The sequence below is a fragment of the Mucilaginibacter sp. FW306-07-L genome (assembly GCF_058782065.1).
In genome coordinates this window covers 1,182,821-1,200,881 of record NZ_JBYSXI010000001.1, presented here as the reverse complement: position 1 = coordinate 1,200,881, position 18,061 = coordinate 1,182,821, and the positions used below count along the sequence as shown (strand labels likewise).

Below are 18,061 nucleotides of genomic sequence, written 5' to 3'. Positions count from 1 at the left end.
ATTTATTCACAATTAAGTAACATGCGCTGCTGATATTCACTACCTAAACATCTATGCCTCAATGAACAGGGAATATCATAATTGGTATAGTACCAGGTTGCAGCGCAACATGGAACTGTTGGTATTCGGGCATAGCGGCCGGGTAGTGCTCTTCTTCCCCACCCGAATGGCCCGGTTTTATGATTACGAGAACTGGGGTATTATTGAGGTTTTGCGGGATCAGCTTGAAAATGGCCATATCCAGATCTACTGCGTAGACAGCATTGACAGCGAAAGCTTTTATAACCAGCAAATACCTCCCTCAGCACGCATTAGCAGGCATTTACACTACGAAGATTATATTTTGTACGAGGTGATGCCCTTCATCCGGTCAAAAAACAATACTGATTTATTTGAAGTAGCGGGTTGCAGCATGGGTGCCTTTCATGCGGCTAACATCGCGTTAAAACATCCGGGGACCTTTAAAAAGGTAATCTGTATGAGTGGCCGGTATGACCTTACCCGCGTAATCGGCGACTTTAAGGATCTGTTTGATGGCTACCGCGACGATGATATTTACTATAACTCACCGCTGCAATTTATAGGCAACCTGCAACAGGGCGACCTGCTCGATAAAATGCGTGGTTCGGAATACATATTCGCTATTGGCGAAACTGATCCGTTTTTAAGCAACAACTACGAATTTACCCAACTGCTTTGGGCTAAGGGGATAGCGAATAATCTGTACGTTTGGGATAATTACGCCCACCGCCCTCGTTACTGGCGGCAAATGGTACAGCTGTATTTTTAAAAAATACTTACGGGCAGCACAAATTCAAACCGATCGCGGCCAGTACCGCCAAATATATCCGGATCAAGCAAACGGCTGTACCTCAGACCAAAGGATATGGATGTTTCATTAAATACTTTAGTATCAAAAAATACCGCGCCGCCTACACTTTTGAAGTTGGCCTTAAATATATTGCCGGTGGTATAAAAGTCGGACGCGCGGGTGTATTCGTAAAAAGCGTTACCACGTATACGCATCAGGTAAATGGTATTGGCCAGGCCTGCATCCGGGTAAGCGATCGGGAAATGATAGTTGGCCCCCAGCTCATCCATCTTATATAAATTCTCAACCGAGTAACCTTTTGAGAACGGAAAGTTATTAGAGAAGCTTACCGCGTTGTTACGCCCATGCTCCTGGTGGGCTACGTTAATAACCAAACTATGGTTTGGCAATAACCCCGGCAAATAAAACGTACCCGATGCCAGGTATTGATTGGCCGAGAGGCTTACGCCGTTTTTATAGATAAAGGTAAACGATTGCCCCCAACGCGGATTGATATGCTGCCTGGCCTGCTGCACACGTGTAGAGAAGCTGAGGTAATTATTAAGGTAAGTAAAATGCCTGTTCAAAGCCTCAAAGCCGTTTTGATAATTGGTTTGCGCGTAATACAGATCGCTGCCTATGCTTAACCCGGTTATGTGCTTACCACGCGTAAAACTAAACGGCAACTGTACGCCGGCGTGTAAGTTAAACTCATTCCAGTAAATATCACTGCCCCGGTATATGCGGCGGCGCTCATAAATATAATCGGCACCGGCAGATAGGTAAGGGAACAACGCGCCATACACCGCGTTAAAACCGGCTTGCTTATAGCCCTCGTTACGGTTATAATTAAAATAGATTTCAGACTCAAAGGTATTCAATATGTTTTGCCCTGATATGGAGAGGCGGTAATCCGGGTCACTGATCTCGGGGATAAGGCTATGAAAGTTGAACAGGTTATAGCCTTTTTTGTAGGTGGTAACAGGGTAATTGTAAACAGTATCCTCAACCCGCTCAATCAAACCTGAGGCCGTATTTTTATTGAGTGACGCGATTTGGTACGCCGGTAAACTGCCCGGCAAATTACCGGTTGATACGGCTTCCCATTTTACGTTACTTTTATCAACCTGAGTGATCTGATAACCATTTGCTGTAAAACCAACCCAGGCCAGCCTGTTCGCTGATACGGCAGGTTGATAATTACCGATGGTTTTAATGTCACTTTGGAGCCTGAACAGTTTTTTATCCGTTATCGCTAAGGCAAATAATTCATCGTTAATACCCGATGTGGCGGTAAAGTAAACCGTATCCTGCTTAACGGCAAGGTAACCTATCGGCTGATGGCTAAACGGCAGCAGGTTCTCCTGCTGCCCGTTAACGGCATCTATCTTCACCAAAGCCATTTCACCTCGGCTATTACGAACAGCCGCCAGTACCTCATCACCATAAAATTTGGGGTAAGTGTAAAACAGGTGTTGGTTATTGGGCAAGGCTGCTATCATTTTACCGGTTTTAGCATCCAATATATGCAAGGTAGCCTTACCATCCGGGTTTACCTGCACGGCTACAATACGCCTACCATCAGCACTAAATGATGGTGAAAAGTACTTGGTTTTGCGGGTAATAGTACGCTCATGGCCGGTGCTTGTAGCAACTACACGTATTTCATGGTAATTGCGGTAACCCCAGCGCAGGTCGCGGCGGTATGACGCGTATACTATTTTGCCATCGTTATAATCAAAATAGCTATCCTGTGATATCCCACGGGTGGTAATCTTTCTTTCTTTATCGCCTGTACGTACTACAAAGCTCGCTATATGGTTGTAGGGGCTTTTTAGGTAGATGATCGTGCTATCGTTAACATAAGCCGGAAATTCCTCATCAGCAATAAAATGTTTGGCCTGCTTTTGCGGAGCGGCATCATTAAACTGCTGCCTGAAATAGCCTAATGCTTCCGTGCGGAAATTAGTAAAATCAAACCCTGAATGCTTTTTTAAACTGCTTTGAAACGGGTAGAACAAGCTTTTATAAGCGGCTGCGTCATGCGTAACGCCACGCCAAAAATCGTCGCCATATTTTTCACGGCCGTAGGCTACCATCATGTAGCCCAGGGGATAATGGTTAGGCACATAATCAATGTATGAGCCATTGCGCAGTTTCATCCAGCTATAATCTTTCCCGGCCGCCCATAATCCCCTGAAGCCATTATAAAAGTACGGCAAGCGTCCCCTGCCCTGCGCGTTAACCAGGGTTTCGTTATATACGGCATCGCCCTCAAAAAACCAGTTGGGTACGCTAAGCGCATTACCTAAAGCCTGGCCGCCCTCGCCAAACAATACCTTTAGTACATGCGACAAGCCTACATTAAAGTTATTATACTGCTGCACATGCCTGAACTCGTGCACGGCCAGCATATCAGCCCAAGGTATGCTGCCCAGTTCAAAGCTGTTTTGCTGCGGGGTAAGGTAAAATTCGCTGCGAAAGGGTGCCAAACCTACATAGCCATTGCTCTCGGTAGTTTGATTTTGCAGCACAATGTTTACCTGCTTTTGCTTTACGCCGATGGTTGGCTTCACTACGTTATTTATACGATTGATGAGCACGGCTACCCGTGTTCCGGTGCTATCCATCCCGGCAGGAAAGATCACCCTTGCAGCCTGCGTATTGATTTGCTGCCATTTAAGCTCCGGCGGATTACCGCCAAAGGTTTGCGCATCAGCATTTTCACAGGCTGATAAAGTAAGTGTAAGAAATATAATCGCGGGCAGATTTCTTTTTATAAAACGACCTGTGTAACTGATAAAACGCCTGCCCATCCGTAGTTAATAATAGCATGCTAAAAATATAAATAAATACGCACCGGCAATCAGAATTAGAGATTAAAAAGACATTCGGCCTGTTAAATCTTGCTACATTTGCCCTGTTATGGCTAAAGTTTCTATAAACCTGGCAACAGGCTCGTTACAAAAGGAAGAAATTATTGTAGGTATCGATCTGGGTACCACCAATTCGCTGGTGGCCTTTATCAATCCGGATAAAAACGCGCAGGTGATCAACGATGCCGGCAAGGGCGTATTGGTTCCATCAGTAGTTCACTTTGGCCAAACGGGCGATGTTACCGTGGGCAACGATGCCAAAAACTACCTGGTTACCGACCCGCAGAATACCATCTTTTCGGTAAAGCGCCTGCTGGGCCGATCATACCATGATATTGAAAATTATAAAGACTTTTTCTTGTACAAGGTAATTGACGATAATACCGAAAGCCTGGTTAAAATTAAGGTTGGCGATAAGTTTTATACCCCGATAGACTTATCGGCATTGATATTAAAGGAACTGAAAGAGCGTGCCGAACATGCACTTAAAACCCCGGTTAACCGCGCGGTAATTACTGTACCGGCCTATTTTAATGATTCGCAGCGCCAGGCCACTCGGGATGCGGGTAAGCTTGCCGGCTTGGATGTATTGCGCATTGTAAACGAGCCTACAGCAGCGAGCCTTGCATACGGTATAGGCCTCAACCCCGAAGAAACAAAGACCATTGCCGTGTATGACCTGGGCGGCGGCACATTCGACGTATCCATACTGCAAATACAGAACGGCATTTTTGAAGTGCTGGCCACCAATGGCGATACCTTTTTAGGCGGTGACGATTTTGACCGCACCATTATAGACTACTGGATAGAAAAAAACAATATTGACAAAGCCCAACTCGTAGAAAACCGCGAGCTATCGCAGCAATTACGTTTGAAGGCCGAGGAAGCCAAAAAATCATTCGCCCACCAAAGCCTCTTTAATGAGCAACTGGGTGATATATGGTGCACGCTGGATAAGCAAACTTTTGAGCAACTGATATTGCCTAAAGTACAGCAAACCATTACCTGCTGTCAAAACGCCTTAAAGGATGCCAAACTAAGCGTTGAGCAGATTGATGAAGTAGTGATGGTGGGAGGATCAACCCGCACGGCGCTGGTAAAACAAAAGGTGGCCGACTTTTTTGGTCGCCCGGTGCATGATGAGGTTAACCCGGACGAAGTGGTTGCCCTGGGTGCCGCCATTCAGGCTGATATTATGGCCGGTAACCGTAAGGACATTTTGCTGCTGGATGTTACCCCGCTATCGTTGGGTATTGAAACTATGGGCGGTTTAATGGATGTGATCATCCCACGGAACGCTAAGGTGCCTACCAAGGCAGGCAGGCAGTACACTACCTCTGTCGACGGGCAGGTAAACATGAAGGTAGCCGTATATCAAGGCGAACGCGACTTGGTGAAAGAGAACCGCAAACTGGCCGAATTTAACCTGAAAGGCATCCCGGCAATGCCGGCAGGCTTCCCCAAAATAGATATAAACTTTTTGCTTAATGCAGACGGTATATTAAAGGTACAGGCCATTGAGTTACGCTCGGGAGTTAAACAAGAAGTTGAGGTAAAACCTACCTATGGCATTACCGACGATCAGGTTGAACAAATGCTGATGGATAGCATTACACACGCTAAAGACGACGTTAGCCAGCGCATGATCATTGAGGCGCGTACCGAGGGCGAACAGATGATCTACACCGTTGAACGCTTTTTACAAAAACACGGCGCATCAGTAACCGCTGAAGAAACTACGCAAACAAACGGGTACGTTGCAGCACTTAAACAAGCTTTAAATAGCGGCGATAAAGATCTCATCCATAAACGTATTGACGAGCTTAACGAGTTTACCCGCCCCTTTGCCGAGCGCCTCATGGACCAGGCCATAAGCCATGCCATGAAGGGCAAAAGCATCGAATAAGCAAATAAGCCATGAAACTTACCTCTCTGCGCCCGGTATTATGGACTGAAAACATCAATAAAACCATCGCCTTTTATGTTGATGTACTTGGCTTTGCCGTGAGCGAAAAGAACGATGACTGGGGTTGGGCATCTCTCAACAAAGATAAGGTGGCCATTATGCTGGCTAAACCCAACGGGCATTCATCGCACACCAAAATAAGCTTTACAGGCTCTTTTTATTTTAATACCGACGATGTTGAAGCCTTTTGGCTGGCTGTTAAGGATAAGGCAGCCATTTGTTATGGCATTGAAACCTTTGAATGGGGCATGCGCGAGTTTGCCATTTATGATAACAACGGTTATATATTGCAATTTGGCCAGCAGATTAGTGAATAACTAAAGCCCCGTTCGCTGGTGGTAAACGAGACTTATTATCAAACTTAATTCATTACTTGTCCTAAACTTCTTTTGTACGAACAAAAGAAGCAAAAGTCGCCGGCTGTTTAATTTTCTGTGAAAGGCAGTGCATACACTTGCTACCCGAAAATTAAAAGGCCGGAATTATAAGATATTTGAGGTTTGTGCTTTTGCTTGATTTGTTTTTTCAATTACGTCATTGCGAGGGTACGAAGCAATCTCTTTAAGCTAATCATATCGGAATATCCTAAAGAGATTGCTTCGTACCCTCGCAATGACGTATGTTTTATTATTTCCTTTTTAAGCTGTCATCTCGGCGAAGGAGAGATCTGTCTTCGTTTATAATCATGCGAAAGATTTCTCCTCGTACCTCGGTCGAAATGACATATATCTATTAGCGAATGCGTCTGATTATTTGATCGAGACGCCAACACTCGCGCGGGTTTCATCATAAAACAGGTTAAGTGTTTTAGGCTTTGCACCGGCAGGAATGCGGTAAGTGATATCCTCTGATTCGTTAGTTGATTCTGGTTGTACAGAAACATAAGTTCCGTTAGACTCACTGATAGAATTGTTGTTATCCAATACCAACCTAAAGTTGTTTGACGCGATGCCAATTCTATTGCCACCTATTTTTTGCTTGTTGGTAGCACTCAGTTTAAATTTCAGTTCGATACCCTGCGATTTACCATCCGGATCGCTCAGGTCCGTAGCGCTAACAGGAATTACTTTTAAATAAGCTTCTTTGCTTTTACCTAAAATAGCACTATCCGGCGCAAAGGTAACGGTGTACGTTTTGGTTTCGTTTGCGGGCTGTGAGGTTTCGGTAGATGAGGCTGCGGGTGCTTCTCCTGTAGCGGCATTTGCTGATTCAACAGCGGCGGTGCTGTCGGCGGCATCTTTGTCTGCCTTTGATTTGCACGAATAAACTACGGTAGCTACGGCTAAAACAGCCATCAAAGTGATTTTCTTCGTAGTGATATTAGTTGATGTGGGCACTAAATTATAGTATATAAACAAGTTAAGAAATAATTTTTTCGGGTTATTGTTTTCAAACACTTGCTGTTTTTTAAACAATAAGGCAAAAAAATATCCCCGCCTTATGGGGACGGGGATATTTCAATTTCAAATTGTGCTAATTACACATTGTTTATCGCTTCCTGCTCTTTTAGCGCGGCAATGTTATTGCTGTTGCTAAACTGGTCAGTTTGTTGCGCAAAATCATCCAGAATACCTGCAATGGTATCCAGGTTATCGGCTACACGCTGGTGCATATCAGGCAGGTCTTTTTCTAACCTTTTATCGCCAAGTTCAATGTTATCCACTTCAATCTTAGCGATCTTTTGTATCAAAGCCGTTTGGCTGTTTTTTAAATCTTCAAGCTCATGGACAATTTTTTCCATTAGCGCGAACTTCTTTAACTTATCCATAGTTTTTTATTTATGATGTGCAACACATAAAACAATAATGCTGCCAAATTTGGAATTGTCAATATCAACTAATAAATTAGTTGATATGAAAAACCTTTTAACCTTGATATGTATAATGTGCCTTTTAACTACTGTTAAAGCACAAAATGCGGCAAAACATGATGCCACTACCCTGCTTGAATTTTATCAGAATCAGCGTTTTGGGGATGCCTATACTTACCTGCAAGGCATATATGGCGATGATGTAGCAGATATTAAAATACTGTCTGCACTGGCATACACTGCGCAAATGAGCGGTAAGCTACCACAGGCTGAAAAATATTATCTCCGTATACTTGAAACCGATTCGCTGAATGTACCCGTGCTGTTTAACTTAGGTAATATCAATAACCGCCGCGGCAATAATGCCAAAGCTATCATCTACTATTTAAAAATATTAAAAAAGGATAGTACCAACTTTAACGTATACCGGCAGTTGAGCACACTGGCTAAAAATGTAGGCGATATGGGTTCGTCCATTTATTACATGCAGCAGGCTAACAAAATAAATCCGATGGATGGCGATGTTGCCTTTGATCTGAGTACATTTTACCTTGCCATTAAGCAGTTGGATCAGGCTGAAAAAGTACTCTCGCCCGCCTTGGCGGCTGATAGCACCAATCTTACACTGGTATTGGGTAAGGCAAAGATCACCTACCAGCAAGGCAAAACCGCTGAAACCATTGCCTTATGTAATAAATTAATTCAGGAGGGCGATCAGTCTGGCGCGGTGATCAGTATGCTGGGCACCTCGTACTATCTCGAAAAAAAGTATCAGTTATGTATCGACACCTATAAAAAACTAACTGACGATACGCAAACCGAGGCCTCATTTTACTATACCGGCATGGCTTATAAAGGTTTAAAAGATCAGCGTAAGGCTATAAAGTACCTGGAAGACGCGATTGACAAGGCCATCTCTCCTACCGTGGATACTTATTACGGCGAAATAGCCGAAAGCTATAGCAGCCTGAACAAAACCAAGCTATCATTAGCCGCTTACCAAAAGGCGCTGCAATATAACGAGCGGCCTGTAACGCTGTACGCTTTGGCCGTTTTGTATGACGATAAGCTGAAGAATAAGAAACAAGCTATCAGATACTACAAAAAGTACCTGGCATCAAAACCGCCAAAAAACCATCAGCAATATATGGCTTACAGCAGTTCACGCATTGAGGCGCTTAGCCGTTAACGCTGCATCAGGCGGGCAACGTATTTACCGATGATATCAAACTCGAGATTGACGACCGAGCCAACACGTACGTGCTGCAAATTGGTATGCTCGTAAGTATAAGGGATAATAGCTACCGAAAAACTGTTTGCCTTTGAGTTAACTACCGTAAGGCTGATGCCGTTTACACAGATCGAGCCTTTTTCGACCGTTACGTTACCTGTAGCGGCATCGTATTCAAAAGTGTATTCCCAGCTACCGTCGTGTTCGGTAAAGGCGGTGCAGATGGCGGTTTGATCAACATGGCCCTGTACAATGTGGCCATCCAAACGGGCATTCATTTGCATGCAGCGTTCCAGGTTTACCAGGTCGCCGGTTTTAAGGTGGCCGAGGCTGGTTTTGCTCAGCGTTTCGTCAATAGCGGTTACCGTATGCAAGCCATCGGCAACAGCCACAACCGTAAGGCAAACACCGTTATGCGCAACCGACTGATCGATCTTCAACTCATGTGCGATGGCCGACTCAACCGTGATGTGCAGATTGCTTTGCTCTTTTTCGAGCGTTACTATTCTACCAAGCGTTTCAATGATACCTGTAAACATGAGGCAAAACTAAATATAAAAGCAATGGTTTTAATAGCAAATCAAAATATTGACCATGCCACAACAAAGCGCCGGAATTTTATTGTATAAGATGCTGAATAACGAGCCGATGATATTCCTCGTCCATCCCGGCGGGCCGTTCTGGAAAAACAAGGATAAAGGCGCATGGTCTATCCCCAAAGGGGAGCTTGACCCGGATGAAGATACCCTTGTGGCTGCGAAACGTGAATTTGAAGAGGAAACCGGGCAAAAAATTCACGGTGAGTTTATACCCCTGCCACCGGCAAAGCAGCGCAGCGGTAAAATAGTAAATGCCTGGGCTGTTGAGGGTGATGTAGATACCACCAAAATAGTCAGCAATACCTTTGCCTTACCCTGGCCGCCCAAATCAGGGAAAACCATAATAATACCCGAGGTTGATAAGGGTGATTTTTTTACTGTTGATGATGCCCGTATCTATATTAACCCCGGCCAGGTACCTTTAATTGAGGCTTTGCTGGAAATATTGGCCGGTAACAAATAATCCAATTACACATTCCCCCAACCATTAGCCAGTACATCGGCCAGGTGGTACGTTTTTACAGGTAGGTTATTCTTGTTGATATAGGCTTGCAAGTGCAGCAGGCATGAAGCGTCAGTTGAGATAATATAATCGGCCCCCATGGCAAGGGCGTTATCCACCTTTTGCTGGGCCATGGCACTGGCAATGGCCTCAAACTTTACAGCGAATGTACCGCCAAACCCGCAGCAGGTTTCGTTATCTTTAATTTCAACCAGCTCTAAACCATACACCTTTGATAGCAGTTGGCGGGGTTCGTCCTTAATGTGGCATTCGCGTAAACCGCTGCAACTATCATGGTAAACCGCACGGCCATCCAGCTCTGCGCCAAAATGATCAAACTGCAGGATGTTTACCAAAAAATCCGACAGTTCATAAATATTGCCCTGTATATTACGGCATTTATTGTGCTCAATGGTATTGGTGAACAGATCGTTATAGTAATTTTTCACCATACCGGTGCAGGATGCTGATGGGGTTACGATTATGCTGTCCTGATCAAAATCGTTCAGAAACTTGGTGCCTACTTCTTTAGCTTCATCCCAAAATCCGGCGTTAAAGGCGGGTTGCCCGCAACAGGTTTGGTTAGGGTTGAACGCCACATTACAGCCAGCCTTTTCAAGCAGCTTTACGGTGTTAAAAGCCGTTTCGGGGTATAACTGGTCAACAAAACAGGGTACAAAAAGCTCAACCTTCATCAGCACAAATAAAATTAAACGGCGCTAAAATCAACATTTTTACTGTGTTTTTTCTCTGCTGACAGTAAAACAAATAAAAGTATTAGTCCGATAGCGAAGTAAATGCAAAGCGCCAGTGTTGAATTACGCATACTCCCGCTAAGCTCCTCAATGAAACCAAAGCTGAACAAACCGCCTACAATAGCCAGCTTTTCGGTAACATCAAAAAAACTAAAAAACGATGCCGTATCAGGAATGTTTTGCGGCAGGTATTTGGAATAGGTGGACCGCGAAAGGGATTGTATGCCGCCCATTACTAACCCAACCAGTACAGCCAGTATGTAAAACTGTGTTGCCGTAGTAATAAAGTAGGCCGATACACAAACCACTATCCATAGCATAACTACAATAAGTAAAATGCGCACATTGCCAAACTTAACCGCCAGCCGCGACATTAAAATAGCCCCTCCAATGGCCACCAGTTGGATGATAAGGATGATGCCAATCAATGCCTCCTGCGGTAAACCCAACTCTTTGGCACCAAAACTGGTTGCCACCAGCATAACGGTTTGCACGCCCATGGAATAAAAAAAGAATGCCGGCAAAAACTTTTTAAGCAGCGGCATCTGCCCTATCTTTTTCCAAACCTTGCCTAACTCGGCAAAGCCACCTTTGATGATATTTTTATGCTGAGCCGTGGTATTTGGCTCTCCTTTCGGGAGAATGGTAAACGGTATCTGCGCGAAGGCTATCCACCAAACGCCTACCAATAAGAATGATAACCGCGGCGGTAAGGATTCATCAGTTATGCCAAACCAATCGGGCTTTAGTACAAACGCGAAGCAAATGAGTTGCAGCAACACACTGCCGATGTAGCCGTAAGTAAAACCCTTGGCGCTCACCTTATCCTGCATTTCGATACTGGCAATTTGGGGCAGGTATGAATTATAGAACACAAAGCCCCCACAATAACCAATGGCCGCCATCGCGAAGCAGATGATACCCATTTCGATGTTATCTTTATTAAAAAAGAACAACAGCCCGCAGCTTATTGCACCTATCATGGTAAAAAACTGCATGAATACCTTTTTATTACCCCGAAAGTCGGCAATAGCGGTTAGTACCGGCAGCATAAGGGCGATAACGAGGTAGGCCGCTGCAAGGGCATAATCAGCCAGGGCGGTATTGATAAAGGTATGGCCAAAAAAATTAACCTTATGGGTGCCGTTATTGGCGGTAATAGCGGTATAGTAAGCCGGGAAAATGGTTGTAGTGATCACCAGGTTGTAAGCCGAGTTGGCCCAATCAAACATAGCCCACGACCAAATGGTGCGTTTATTGTCTTTCAGTTGCATTGATGAAAATCAACGAAGTTTTTGTTATGGTTCAAAATCTTTCAAATATGCTTTAAATGCTTTTAATATCAATTCTTTTAATTGATTATCATTAACAAACATCAAAAACTTGTGACATCAACACAGAAAGGTAGCTTGCCCTTATATAATCATTTAATAACTCAATAATTCAGTAATTCAGTAATTCTATAATTATCATCAATCATCATCCACATCAATCACCAGCTTGCTCCAGCCTTTGTGGCCGGCGTTGCGCAGTTCTTTCTTTTTGGTTTCCATTACCTTTTTTATGCGCGAACTGTAGGCCCAGCAGGTGCTTTGGCGAATGTCCAGCACTTCAGATAGTTTGTGCGATGATATTTTGCCTTTGGTAGAGTACATCAAAAATATCATATAAAAAGCCTTGTTGATGGGTATACGGGTATTTTGCAGAATGGTATAGGATATCACCGACTCCTCATAACCGCATTTGGAGCAACGCCTGCTGTATGGCAAATGGCCGCCGCTGTAATGGGTGTGTTCGCAACGGCGACAAGCGTAGCCCTTCTCCCATTTCAGCTTAGCTAAAAAGCCAAAGCAGGTTTCACGGTCAGGGTAAATGCGGCTGAACTCCTCAAAATCCACCTCGGCAGACATCACCCTGTCGTGAGTTACTTTTTCAATATCGTTGTGCAGGGTAATATTATCCTTTTCGAGCAATACATTTATGCGTGATATTTCTTCTGCCTGTTCTTTCAGCAACAAGTTCATGGCTTTGAGCTCATCGTTCTGTTGCTCAATCACTTCCGACTTAATAGAGAGTTCACGCGTGCGCTCCTTTACCTGGTGCTCTAACTGGCGGTTAATGTTGTCCTTCAGCTCTTCGTTCTGCTTCATCTGCCTGATGATGCGGCGCTGCACATAGTCCTTTTTCTTTTTAAGCGCACGCACCTTTTCCGCTATCGCGAAGGAAATAAACAGCATCTCCATAATAAAGCAAAAGCTTAAACTGTAATGTGTTACCGGCCCGAACGGCAACCAGGGCACATCAAGAGCTATGAGTAGTTTGATGATAAAACCCACGAACAAAAAGCTGTAGCCCACCACAAAAAACCTTGCCGGCCAGTAGCCTTTCCGCATTACATAAAAGCCGGTATAGCAAGCCATCAACAGCGGAACGATCTCGATGATCTTGTAGTTGAACCAACATTTATCAATAAATAAACAGCCTAAAAAGAAAAACGAGCGCAACGCTATCGCCCAAACAAATATTTTGTACATCTGCGGGGCACGCGCTTTTACGTGCAGCAGGCTTAGCGTAAACAACATGCCCGATACACTTGCAAAATACAGAGCAATACCATAAGCGTACTGATTCCAATTCGGGGAGTTAGGCCATACATACTGGTAGGCAATGCCATCGGTACACATTTCGTAAAAACCGATGCTTACATTATACAGCACATAGTACAGGTATTGCTTTTGCCTGATAGCGAAGAACATCATCAGGTTATACAAGCCGAATACGGTGAGCATACCGTAAAACGCGCCAAAAAACAGGTATTCATCCAGCGCGTAATGAATAAACCAGCTTACCGACCGCAGCACCACAATAACATTTACCGGCTGATGCGAAACAATGCGGATGTAATACGTTTGGGTACCTTGCAGATCGCTGCTGATGTTGTGCGTAAAGTTTTTATGGTGATAAAGCCGCTCGCCGAAGTGATAAGCCGCGCCGAATGAGGTTTTATTATAGCCTCCCTCCTTTCGTGGTGAGTATACCGTAATGCGGTCAATGGTTTGATCCATAAATTCCAGCAGCCAGTTGTTACGGGTATTAGCTGTGTTGCTTATGCGAATACGATACCAGTAAGCCCAGCCCGGTTCACCGGTTTTGGGTGATGACAACTTACTTGGCCTAAATTGTTGTGCGTATTGCTTGTTCAGCACCTGCCCAAAGGTGAGCGACGCGGTTGAGTCGGGCAGTGCTTCTATCTCATTAAAAGTAAAAAAGCGCTGGTTCTGCCCGTCGTTCAGCAGCAGTGGTACCTGGGCCGAAACACGCAGGCACAGCGGCAAAAAAAACGCAATAAAGAAAAAACTCTTTATCCAGGTTTTTGGCATACAGGTCAGTTAAAAGCTTAATCAAGCTTCGCTTGAAAACGAAGCTATGTTTATAATGGTTTACAATACAAACATAGCTTTTTTATCGCCACAATTAAAAACTATTGCCCTGCTGTTAAGCCAAGCGCTTCAATATACCCTTTGTTGGGTTTGGTGTTGATAAACTTACTGTTCTCTAGCACCTTAAACAGTACCTCTTTTATTTTCTTCCGGTCTTCAGGCGTAGCCTTCCTAATGTCCTCAAAGGTCTGGCGGTTTTTCTCGGTATACTCAATTACCTTATCATAACCATCAGGCTGGGCAAACGTGCGGAAACCGCGCTCGTTATCCATCTTTTTATATGGCCAGTAATGCCAGCCAATATTGTTTTTCTCCAGCAGGATACGAAAATCGCGCACCCATTCATCGGTGTTTTCACCGGTTTCGCCAACGTAGATGGGCACGTTGTATTTATCCCTGAAATCAATGTAATCTTTAATTACATCAATAGTAGCAGGCGTCCAGTACTTATGGAAGGTATACACCAACTTGCTATCAAACGGCTGTCCGAAAGGTTTAAAGTTGCTGTCCCACTGTGCGCCGCCTAAAAATATCAGGTGATTCTTGTCAACCGTGCGTACAGCCTGTGTGATCTCTTTATACAGCGGCTCCAGGTAAGGGTTCAGGCTATCTACTTTAAAATAATGCGCAATGGGTTCGTTCAGCAAATCATAACCCAAAATAATGCTTTCATTTTTATAACGAGTGGCAATCTCCTTCCATATCTTCATGGTAAGCAACTGGCTCGGCCTGTTTTCAAACAGAAAGGGGTAGCCATAACCATCATCAATATTATCACCGGTTTGGCCACCGGGCGCGCAGTGCAGATCCAGTATCACATACAGGTTTTCCTTTTTGCACCAGGCAATCACCTTGTCCAAGTACTTGAAACCACGGGTGGCATCGTTATCGCCCATGTAATCCTCGTTGGTAAAAAGCTTGTAGTTAAACGGTATGCGGATGGAGTTCATGCCGGTGGTTTTCAGGTAATGAATATCCTCGGCAGTAATGTAGGTATCTAAAAACTGCTTCCAGAAAACGCGCATATCATCCGGACCGATCATCTCAGCAAAGGCCTGGTTGATCAATCGTGGCGAGTTGATGCCTTTCAGCTTAAACATGTAACCCTCGGGCACAAGCCAGTTGCCCAGGTTGGTTCCGCGTATTAAAAACGGCTTGCCATCGGTACCGATGATCTCTTTGCCTTTAACCGATATAAACTTATTTTGCGCTAATGATGGCACATAAAACAAGGCCCATAGCATAGTAAGGACTAACAATATTTTTCTCATAAATAAGGATATTAACTGGTGCTTAAATATGTAAATTTTATTCGGAATATTAATTCTTGTTTAAGTACGATAATACTTTTTTTACCTCCTGCGGATAGATTGCGATACGGTGCGTACGCACAAAATATGGGGCAGCCCGGCCCTGCGCTGAGGTTTGCACCGCTATAATAGCCGACGGACGTTCGGGCATATGGCAATCCACACAATTATTTTTTATTGAAATACCAATTTTCGACGCCATTTTGCAAAAATTGTGTCCATCAGCCTTATGGCAGTTCATGCAGCGCTGCGAGTACAGGGCTATGTTGCCCCTATCTTTTACATGTGTATTGTGACAGGTACCGCAATCCATTTTACTTTGAATAAAACATTGACTGGCACCCAGCATCTGGCTTTGATTGCCGTGCACATCAAGTTGTGCTGCATCGGTACGTACTGTTGGATAATAATCCGTTTCGATAAAATTTGACAGCGTATCGCCGGGTTTAAAAGCAAACATAGGCCGCACCGTCATACTATTATTACCCGAGTGGCACGAGGCGCACATATCTATTTTTTGTTGCCGGGTGAGTGATGAAACAGCAGTGATATATTGCGCCTTTTTTTGCTCCAGATAATCGGTATGAAAATTAACGTGGTTTGCGGCGGGCCCGTGGCATCTTTCGCAATCAATACCGTTGATCAGCGTGGCCTGATCGAACTTAACTACCGATGCGAGACTTTGCTGTGGCGAGGGCAACTGTTTGATGTATGAACTATGGCACTCAAAACACCGCTTGCCTATCATCCGTCCAAAATCAATACGGGTAGTATCATAACCGGGGCTATTCGTCCAGTTGTGCAGTCGTTTAAAGTACGATATGGGTAGCTGATAGGTAGTACTATCCTTCCAGTATAAATAAGTTTCGGCCTTTACTCCGCCAAAAACTATGTCAAAACGCTGTTCCTGCTGTTTTTTGTTGTTGATATAACCTACCTGGTACAAGCCATCTTTACGCTTTTCCATCACCACCTTCAGGCTATCGTTAAAGGTAAAGCTGTTATGGCCTGCGCTAAAATCGCCCTGAATTACACTATCGGCCGCGTTGCGTGTACTTTGAAAATGCGCGGTGTGCAGGTAGTTTTTTGCCACATCGCTATGGCATTTCATGCATGATGCACTGCCCGCGTACAGGTTGCCGCGCGGGTCGGCCTCCTCCTTGTCAAACAGATTGCTGCATTGCGAGAATATAAAAATGAGGGGCAATAAAAATATCCCCGAAAAAAGAATGATCCTTTTACCCCTCATGTTTATTTTATACGATTTACCGGTTGCTTATAATGGTTATCAAATTTAACGATTATTGTACCACCAGGGTTGTGATAGAATGCGGCAAACTTTTTGTTTTCGCGGCATTGCCGGCTATCCATAATTGGTATGGCATCTCATCATCGCTCAGGTTTAGCACCACCACTACCAACCTGCCCTCCGGACTTACAAAGGCCGTAGTTTGCAATTTATCCCTGTTTGATGAGCTGATGATACGCTTAGCGCTCGGCTTAACAAATTTGGAGAAATGACCGATATAATAGTACGAATTCATGTACGTGATCTCGGCGGTCTTGGTATTGGCATGTACCGGCGCGTAGCAAAAGTTACCTACATGGTTAGGGCCACCGGTCTGATCCAGAAATATGTTCCAATCCGTCCAGCCTACTACGCCGTTATTAAAATCGTTAATCATTGATTTACCATACATTTCGCCCCATTGCCATTCGTTAATGCGCTCGTTGCTGTAGCGTTCGCTGCATCCCTCGGTAAATATCAGGTTCTTGTCAGGGAAGGCTTCCTTAACACGTTTAACGTTATCAAAAACATCATGCACATACCAGTGAAAGCCTGTGCCCCAAACATACTTAGCCGCTTCCGGGTCAGAAAGGATAGTGCTGGCGCGCTGGTATAACAAATCGCGATTATGATCCCACACGATCAGGTTTTTATTGGCCATGCCGCTTTTATGCAGGGTCGGTCCTAAAAAATTCTTCACAAAGTCGCGCTCCTCCTCGGCCGTGTACATGCACGATTCCCAGGTTTGTTTGGCCATTGGCTCGTTCTGTACTGATAGGCCCCATACCGGGATGCCCTCTTTTTCGTAGGCGTTGATGAACTTCACATACATATTAGCCCAGGGCTGGTAAAACTCCGCTTTGAGCTTTCCGCCTTGAAGCATGTTGTTATTATCCTTCATAAACGCGGGCGGGCTCCACGGACTAACATACATGGTCAACTTACCACCCGCCGCAGCAATAGCTTGTTTTATGAAAGGTATACGGTATTTTTTATCATGCTGTATGCTGAAGGTTTTAAGCTCTGCATCACCCTCTTTTACGTAGCTATAGCTCCCGCTCGAAAAATCGCAGCTTTGTATGTTGGTACGGGCAATGGTATAGCCAATGCCCTTTTCAGGATCATAAAAATCAGTCAGCAGTTGTTGCTGCTTGTCTTTCGGTAGCTTGTAAAAAGTTTCTGCCGAGGCATCGGTAAGTGCCGCACCTATCCCCAATACCGACTGGAATGTTTTACCCGGATCAACAAAAATGCAAGCCTCGGTTTCAAAAGGCTGCGGATTCGGGGTGAAATTCAGCGTTTCCGTTTCGGAAAGGCGGAACTTGGTATCCTTGGCCGTGGTATAAACCTTTACCGTTTTTCCCGCCACCGGCGATGCCGCCGTTTGCGCCAACGCTTGCTGCCATAACTGTTGCGATATAAGCAGCATGGCGGCTAATTTATGTATCTTATGCATGTATAAATGTTTTTATA

The 18,061-nt window shown here is 44.6% G+C and carries 15 protein-coding genes; 5 read left to right on the top strand and 10 right to left on the bottom strand.

The annotated features are described in order from the left end of the window. Positions 1–61: 61 nt before the first annotated feature. Complete coding sequence (locus AC3WJC_RS05440; protein WP_492398057.1) at positions 62–790, top strand: esterase family protein; 729 nt, start codon at positions 62–64, stop codon at positions 788–790. On the opposite strand, the gene AC3WJC_RS05435 is transcribed toward AC3WJC_RS05440, so the two are convergent. Continuing rightward, on the bottom strand, positions 787–3,627 hold the full coding sequence (locus tag AC3WJC_RS05435) for a TolB family protein (RefSeq protein ID WP_492398056.1): 2,841 nt from the start codon (positions 3,625–3,627) through the stop codon (positions 787–789). The genes AC3WJC_RS05440 and AC3WJC_RS05435 overlap by 4 nt on opposite strands. A gap of 109 nt (positions 3,628–3,736) precedes the next feature. On the opposite strand from AC3WJC_RS05435, the gene hscA reads away from it, so the two are divergent. Together hscA and AC3WJC_RS05425 are read left to right on the top strand one after the other, a co-directional pair. Continuing rightward, positions 3,737–5,593: a Fe-S protein assembly chaperone HscA gene (hscA, locus tag AC3WJC_RS05430; RefSeq protein WP_492398055.1), complete on the top strand. Its 1,857-nt coding sequence runs from the start codon at positions 3,737–3,739 to the stop codon at positions 5,591–5,593. An 11-nt stretch (positions 5,594–5,604) separates the two neighbouring features. After that, positions 5,605–5,970: a VOC family protein gene (locus AC3WJC_RS05425; protein ID WP_492398054.1), complete on the top strand. Its 366-nt coding sequence runs from the start codon at positions 5,605–5,607 to the stop codon at positions 5,968–5,970. A 432-nt stretch (positions 5,971–6,402) separates the two neighbouring features. Here the strand turns inward: AC3WJC_RS05425 and AC3WJC_RS05420 are convergent, their stop codons facing one another. Continuing rightward, entirely contained in the window at positions 6,403–6,948 is a 546-nt protein-coding gene (locus AC3WJC_RS05420) for a hypothetical protein (RefSeq protein ID WP_492398053.1), read from the bottom strand. Positions 6,949–7,130: 182 nt separating this feature from the next. Further along, entirely contained in the window at positions 7,131–7,421 is a 291-nt protein-coding gene (locus AC3WJC_RS05415; RefSeq protein ID WP_492398052.1) for a hypothetical protein, read from the bottom strand. Between the two features lie 85 nt (positions 7,422–7,506). Here AC3WJC_RS05415 and AC3WJC_RS05410 point away from each other — a divergent pair, with 85 nt between their 5' ends. Next, positions 7,507–8,652: a tetratricopeptide repeat protein gene (locus tag AC3WJC_RS05410; RefSeq protein ID WP_492398051.1), complete on the top strand. Its 1,146-nt coding sequence runs from the start codon at positions 7,507–7,509 to the stop codon at positions 8,650–8,652. On the opposite strand, the gene AC3WJC_RS05405 is transcribed toward AC3WJC_RS05410, so the two are convergent. Beyond that, on the bottom strand, positions 8,649–9,233 hold the full coding sequence (locus tag AC3WJC_RS05405) for a riboflavin synthase (RefSeq protein WP_492398050.1): 585 nt from the start codon (positions 9,231–9,233) through the stop codon (positions 8,649–8,651). The genes AC3WJC_RS05410 and AC3WJC_RS05405 overlap by 4 nt on opposite strands. 55 nt (positions 9,234–9,288) lie before the next feature. On the opposite strand from AC3WJC_RS05405, the gene AC3WJC_RS05400 reads away from it, so the two are divergent. Further along, a complete protein-coding gene (locus AC3WJC_RS05400; RefSeq protein WP_492398049.1) occupies positions 9,289–9,756 on the top strand; it encodes an NUDIX hydrolase in 468 nt (155 codons plus the stop codon). Positions 9,757–9,761: 5 nt separating this feature from the next. Here the strand turns inward: AC3WJC_RS05400 and AC3WJC_RS05395 are convergent, their stop codons facing one another. The 6 genes from AC3WJC_RS05395 to AC3WJC_RS05370 form a co-directional block, all read right to left on the bottom strand. Next, a complete protein-coding gene (locus tag AC3WJC_RS05395; RefSeq protein WP_492398048.1) occupies positions 9,762–10,490 on the bottom strand; it encodes a (Fe-S)-binding protein in 729 nt (242 codons plus the stop codon). A 14-nt stretch (positions 10,491–10,504) separates the two neighbouring features. Continuing rightward, complete coding sequence (locus AC3WJC_RS05390) at positions 10,505–11,824, bottom strand: MFS transporter (protein WP_492398047.1); 1,320 nt, start codon at positions 11,822–11,824, stop codon at positions 10,505–10,507. 198 nt (positions 11,825–12,022) lie between these two features. After that, a complete protein-coding gene (locus AC3WJC_RS05385; RefSeq protein ID WP_492398046.1) occupies positions 12,023–13,930 on the bottom strand; it encodes a 7TM diverse intracellular signaling domain-containing protein in 1,908 nt (635 codons plus the stop codon). Positions 13,931–14,031: 101 nt separating this feature from the next. Then, complete coding sequence (locus tag AC3WJC_RS05380) at positions 14,032–15,261, bottom strand: glycoside hydrolase family 5 protein (RefSeq protein WP_492398045.1); 1,230 nt, start codon at positions 15,259–15,261, stop codon at positions 14,032–14,034. 49 nt (positions 15,262–15,310) lie between these two features. Then, on the bottom strand, positions 15,311–16,549 hold the full coding sequence (locus AC3WJC_RS05375; protein ID WP_492398044.1) for a multiheme c-type cytochrome: 1,239 nt from the start codon (positions 16,547–16,549) through the stop codon (positions 15,311–15,313). Between the two features lie 52 nt (positions 16,550–16,601). Next, positions 16,602–18,044 carry a glycoside hydrolase family 30 protein gene (locus AC3WJC_RS05370; RefSeq protein WP_492398043.1) on the bottom strand — a complete coding sequence of 481 codons (1,443 nt, stop codon included), beginning with the start codon at positions 18,042–18,044 and terminating at the stop codon, positions 16,602–16,604. Between the last annotated feature and the right edge of the window lie 17 nt (positions 18,045–18,061).

Excerpts from the sequence above, each read along its gene's own strand:
- AC3WJC_RS05400 (WP_492398049.1), top strand. The coding sequence starts at position 9,289 with ATGCCACAACAAAGCGCCGGAATTTTATTGTATAAGATGCTGAATAAC.
- AC3WJC_RS05395 (WP_492398048.1), bottom strand. The coding sequence starts at position 10,490 with ATGAAGGTTGAGCTTTTTGTACCCTGTTTTGTTGACCAGTTATACCCC.
- AC3WJC_RS05380 (WP_492398045.1), bottom strand. The coding sequence starts at position 15,261 with ATGAGAAAAATATTGTTAGTCCTTACTATGCTATGGGCCTTGTTTTAT.
- AC3WJC_RS05420 (WP_492398053.1), bottom strand. The coding sequence starts at position 6,948 with ATGGCTGTTTTAGCCGTAGCTACCGTAGTTTATTCGTGCAAATCAAAG.
- AC3WJC_RS05370 (WP_492398043.1), bottom strand. The coding sequence starts at position 18,044 with ATGCATAAGATACATAAATTAGCCGCCATGCTGCTTATATCGCAACAG.
- AC3WJC_RS05390 (WP_492398047.1), bottom strand. The coding sequence starts at position 11,824 with ATGCAACTGAAAGACAATAAACGCACCATTTGGTCGTGGGCTATGTTT.
- AC3WJC_RS05440 (WP_492398057.1), top strand. The coding sequence starts at position 62 with ATGAACAGGGAATATCATAATTGGTATAGTACCAGGTTGCAGCGCAAC.
- AC3WJC_RS05375 (WP_492398044.1), bottom strand. The coding sequence starts at position 16,549 with ATGAGGGGTAAAAGGATCATTCTTTTTTCGGGGATATTTTTATTGCCC.
- AC3WJC_RS05435 (WP_492398056.1), bottom strand. The coding sequence starts at position 3,627 with ATGGGCAGGCGTTTTATCAGTTACACAGGTCGTTTTATAAAAAGAAAT.
- AC3WJC_RS05385 (WP_492398046.1), bottom strand. The coding sequence starts at position 13,930 with ATGCCAAAAACCTGGATAAAGAGTTTTTTCTTTATTGCGTTTTTTTTG.
- AC3WJC_RS05415 (WP_492398052.1), bottom strand. The coding sequence starts at position 7,421 with ATGGATAAGTTAAAGAAGTTCGCGCTAATGGAAAAAATTGTCCATGAG.
- AC3WJC_RS05405 (WP_492398050.1), bottom strand. The coding sequence starts at position 9,233 with ATGTTTACAGGTATCATTGAAACGCTTGGTAGAATAGTAACGCTCGAA.
- AC3WJC_RS05425 (WP_492398054.1), top strand. The coding sequence starts at position 5,605 with ATGAAACTTACCTCTCTGCGCCCGGTATTATGGACTGAAAACATCAAT.
- hscA (WP_492398055.1), top strand. The coding sequence starts at position 3,737 with ATGGCTAAAGTTTCTATAAACCTGGCAACAGGCTCGTTACAAAAGGAA.
- AC3WJC_RS05410 (WP_492398051.1), top strand. The coding sequence starts at position 7,507 with ATGAAAAACCTTTTAACCTTGATATGTATAATGTGCCTTTTAACTACT.